Source organism: Streptomyces ossamyceticus (assembly GCF_001418475.1).
Lineage (GTDB): Bacteria > Actinomycetota > Actinomycetes > Streptomycetales > Streptomycetaceae > Streptomyces > Streptomyces ossamyceticus.
Genome location: NZ_LIQX01000771.1, coordinates 1 through 4,078, shown reverse-complemented (window position 1 = coordinate 4,078; position 4,078 = coordinate 1). Strand labels below are relative to the sequence as shown.

The following is a 4,078-nucleotide window of genomic DNA, read 5'->3' as shown; positions in this document are numbered from 1 at the left end:
GTCCGACGTGTCACCAGCGGATCCGGGTGCCGGTCCGGGGGCGGGTGCGGGCCCGGTGTGGGTTGTGCCGGACGATGCTGGAGTGCGACACGTAGGTTGCGGGGGTGCGTGAGGGGTTGGGTTCGGTGGGTCCCGGGTGTCTGTGAGGGCCTTCGCGTGGCCCTTGCAGGTTGATCACACCCCCATGGAAAGAACCCTCCCTGTGAGAATCCGACGAAAGCGGTCCGTGTTGGTGGCCGCCTGCGCCGCGCTGCTGCTGTCCGGTTCCGCCGCGTCGTGCCTGCCGCCGCCCAGCCGCGGCCCCCGGCGTCCGCGCCTTCTGCCGCTCAGGGACTCACCTCGTTGACGGACCTGTTCGCGAGCGACTGCTGATCGCCGACCAGGTGGCTGATGCAGCGGGGGTTGTACGCCCGTTGGGACGCGCATCCCGAGGAGCGGCCGACGCTCGACCGCATCACCACCCAGTTGCTCAGCGCGCTGGTGCGACCGAGGGTGTGCCTACCTCGCCGTCGTGCGAGCCGCGGCCGTACGGCGCCCTCGGTGCGCGCACGGCCGTGACACGGTTCTGGTCCGCGCGTCAGATCCTCGCCGGAACCCGGCCCGGCCTCGGCTGATTCCACGGGGCGCGGTCGTGGGCCTCGTCCACCGGTGTGGACGGATACGGGGCGTTCCAGCCGTGGGGGAACGGGGTGCCTGCGGGGACGATCAGGTTGGTGCGTTCGTCGCACGCCAGGATGGCCCTGAGCCAGGTGCGTACCGCGTGGTGGAAGTCGTAGGTGAGCGGGGCGGGTGTGAGCAGCCAGTCGCGGCACTGGCTGCCCACATGGGTGCGGTAGTCGCCGCGGGTTCTGCCGGGCCACGGGCTCTCCGGCTGGAGGAGGTGCAGTCCGTATCCCAGCTCGGTGAACGCGTCCAGCGCGCGGCCCAGGGTGTTGTGGTCGGAGCCGGGCAGGATCTCCAGCACGATCCAGGGCCGGTGCCGGCGCGCCGTCCGGAGGGCGCCGGCCAGCACCTGGCCCTCCAGTGTCTCCACGTCGATCTTGATGAGGTGGGGGCTGAGGGACCGCTGCTCGGTGAACGCGTCCAGGGTGGTGACGGGCACGGTCACGGTCTCGGTGTGCCTGCGGTGCGCGGCGTTGAGGGAGTTGGAGGATTCTCCCTTCAGGGACAGGCAGAGCTCTGCGGTGCCCGGTGTGTCGGAGACCGCCGAGGTGATCAGCTCGAAGCGGAGGCCGTTGTGGCGGCGGATGTCCCCGCAGACGCGTGCCGTGTCCGGTGTCGGTTCGAAGGCGTGCACCGTCAGCCGGCGGCCGTACACCGCGTCGATCAGTGCCGCGTAGAGCCCGATGTGCGCACCGACGTCGTACACGGCGCTGCCGGGCGGTGCCTGTTCCGCCAGGGCCATCAGCGTCGCCTGGGTCACGGGCTCGTACCCCGCGAGGCCGGATCGGCGCAGCTGCCGCTGTACGGCGGTCTGCTTGCGGCTCAGGACGTTGAGCGCGCGTGGATAGGGGCCGTCGGCCTCGAGGACGCCGGGATGGTGAGGGAGCCTGATGGCGAGGGGCATGGCAGACAGAGCGCTTCCGTGTGGTCGGGCCGGAGCTCGAAGGGGCTGGGCGTGGGGAAGTAGCCGTCCAGAAAGGCCTGCACGAGTGCCGCGTTGTCGTGGCTCTCGCCGTCGCAGGTCACCGTGTCGTTCAGGCAGAAGGCGACATTCGATCTGGCGGTCAGCAGTCGGCACAGCCGTGGGGCGATGCCGGGTCTGGAGATGTCGACGTAGTCGTAGCGGATGCTGCCGGGTACGGCCCGGCCGGTGTGGAACGCGTAGTAGTGGTGCAGCGAGTTGGTGATCGAGATGTCGTCCGGGCTGCGGAAGGCGTGGGAGGCGGTGCGCTTGTGGTGCTCCGCGAAGACCTCCTCGATCTCCGCGAGCACGCTGCGGCGCAGCGCGCACGGCGTGTGCTTCATCTTCTGGACGATGCTGCTGCCGAAGCGGGCTTGCAGGAGGCGGCGGTTGGTGAGTGCGGCGGCGGAGACCGGTACGTCGTCCGCACCCTCGCTCCCCACGGGTGGCAGCAGTGCCCTCGAGAGGAAGAACTTGCTGATGCCGTTGGCCAGGAAGAAGTGCTGCGGCACCGTGGGGCGTCCGAGGAAGACGTCGTCGTTGAAGTAGAGGAAGTGCTCGGCGAGGCCCTCGATGTGGTGCAGTTGGCTCTCGATGGCGTGGGAGTTGAACGTCGGTAGCGCCGTGGGGTCCGTGAAGATCTCCCGGTGGTCGACGACCGTGATCCCGGGGTGCGCGGTGTCCAGCCAGGCGGGCACCTGCTGGTCGGTGACGAGGTACACGTGCCGGATCCAGGGGGCGTGCATGTGCAGTGAGCGCAGGGAGTAGCGCAGTTCGTCGCGGCTGAGGAAGCGGGCCGCGTTGGCGGCCTGCGGGTGGTACGGCTCTCCCACGACCGTCGCGCGCCGCCGCTGCCATGCGGGGTCGGAGCCGTCGACCCAGGTGTACACGGCGTCGACGGGGAAGTGGATGTCGTCGGGCACCGGCTCGGCGAACTCGCGCCGGGTGCGTACGGTGAGGGGCTGCGGCCGGGTGTGCTCGGAGGCGAGCCGCGTGAAGCGGCGGCCGGGGATCTCGACGGCGGGCGCCTCCCGGCACACACGCTCGCACGTACGGTTGGGGCGTGGCGCCACGAGTTCGGCGCCTTCCTCGGACGGTCGCCACACCTCGATGTCGCAGCCGTAGCCCGCGCCGAGCACCATGCCGGGGGCGGTGGCGTCGGCCAGGTAGCAGAAGACGCGGATGACGCGCCGGCCGGCGGCCCGCCGCCAGGATCGCCGGGAGCCGACCGGTTCGGCGCGCCGGTCCCGGGCCCGCTCCGATCCGCCCGTCCGCGTGAGGTAGGCCGGCACGTGGGCGCCCATGGCGATCAGTGCGTTCTCGACTGCCGCCCGGTCCTCGGAGCTGATCCCGACGGCGGAGGAGGTGCTGGCGGCGTTGCGTACGACGAAGTGCTCCACGCCGGCCTTCTCCAGCGTGCTCAGCACCAGGCGCAGATTGTGCTCCCGGGCCAGCAGGGGTGTCACGCCGTCGTGGAGCAGGGCGATACGGGTCCCTCCGGCGGTCTGTACGGGCACCCGTTCGCCGTCCCGCAGCAGTCCCAGGCGCTTCAGGCGCGCGCACAGCAGACGGTGCCGTGCCCGGCGCGCCAGAACCGCCGGTCTTTCCAGCCGTTGCCGCAGCAGTTCCCACCGCTGCGCACCGCACCGTGCCCGCACGGCCCTGCGCAACGGCAGGGGCACCAGCTTCCGGTAGGTCCGGAGCATCAGCGACAGTGGTTGGGCCTGAAGCTGCGCGGCGCGGATCGGATCGGCCTGCGCCGGGACGTTGACGGTCATGGCACACCCCTGGTCTGTGTCGTCCAGGTTTCTATGCACTTGCCCGCCGGGTGAATATCGGATATGCGCGAAAACAGCCCCGATTGCCCTACTGTCTCAGTCTCCTGCGGCAGGTCGGTCGGCGGACGGGAGACGCGGTCGCCCGGGGCTCGGCCCGCTGTTCAACGTCCCGGCGTTCCGAGCGGCCGTACTCCGCCGCTGCCCCCGGTGGACACTCGGGTGGACCAAGCCCCGGCCTCCGGTTCGCCCAGGCCCGCTTCCCCCTCGTACGCCGGGTTTCGACCGGCCCGGTCGTCCGGCCTGGTCCGGCTCGACCGGTCACTGGCCGGCGTCGGGGACCTCGTCCTGGTCGGCCGGGCCGCGGAATCCGAAGACGCGGGCCACCCAGTTGTCGAGCAGGGTCTCGAACGCCTCGGCGGACCCCATCGCCGGGGCCGGAATCACACCGGCGTCGTCGAGGCTCACGAGGTAGTCCACGTCGGCCCACCCGCCGCGGTAGAGGACGATGTGCAGTTCGGTCTCGGGCGCGCCCCGCAGGTGGATGCCGACCGAGTCGGGATCAGTCACCTTGGACCTGTCCGTCTCCAGCCGCTGCGGCCAGGGAGCTGAGGCGTCGCGCCAGGTCACAGGTTCGACGGCCAGTCCCGCCTGCTGCCAGGCGGGACTGGCCGTCGAA

3 protein-coding genes are annotated in these 4,078 nt (G+C 71.0%); all 3 read right to left on the bottom strand.

Annotated elements, in window-relative coordinates:
* Positions 1-577: 577 nt before the first annotated feature.
* On the bottom strand, positions 578-1,567 hold the full coding sequence (locus tag AOK15_RS38410; RefSeq protein WP_055523499.1) for an FkbM family methyltransferase: 990 nt from the start codon (positions 1,565-1,567) through the stop codon (positions 578-580).
* Complete coding sequence (locus AOK15_RS38405) at positions 1,486-3,402, bottom strand: stealth family protein (RefSeq protein WP_063799110.1); 1,917 nt, start codon at positions 3,400-3,402, stop codon at positions 1,486-1,488. Before AOK15_RS38405 ends, AOK15_RS38410 begins: the two co-directional genes overlap by 82 nt.
* 318 nt (positions 3,403-3,720) lie before the next feature.
* Positions 3,721-4,078 (bottom strand): hypothetical protein (locus AOK15_RS38400; RefSeq protein ID WP_055523497.1); only part of this gene is annotated, 358 nt, incomplete at its 5' end.

Excerpts from the sequence above, each read along its gene's own strand:
- AOK15_RS38405 (WP_063799110.1), bottom strand. The coding sequence starts at position 3,402 with ATGACCGTCAACGTCCCGGCGCAGGCCGATCCGATCCGCGCCGCGCAG.
- AOK15_RS38410 (WP_055523499.1), bottom strand. The coding sequence starts at position 1,567 with ATGCCCCTCGCCATCAGGCTCCCTCACCATCCCGGCGTCCTCGAGGCC.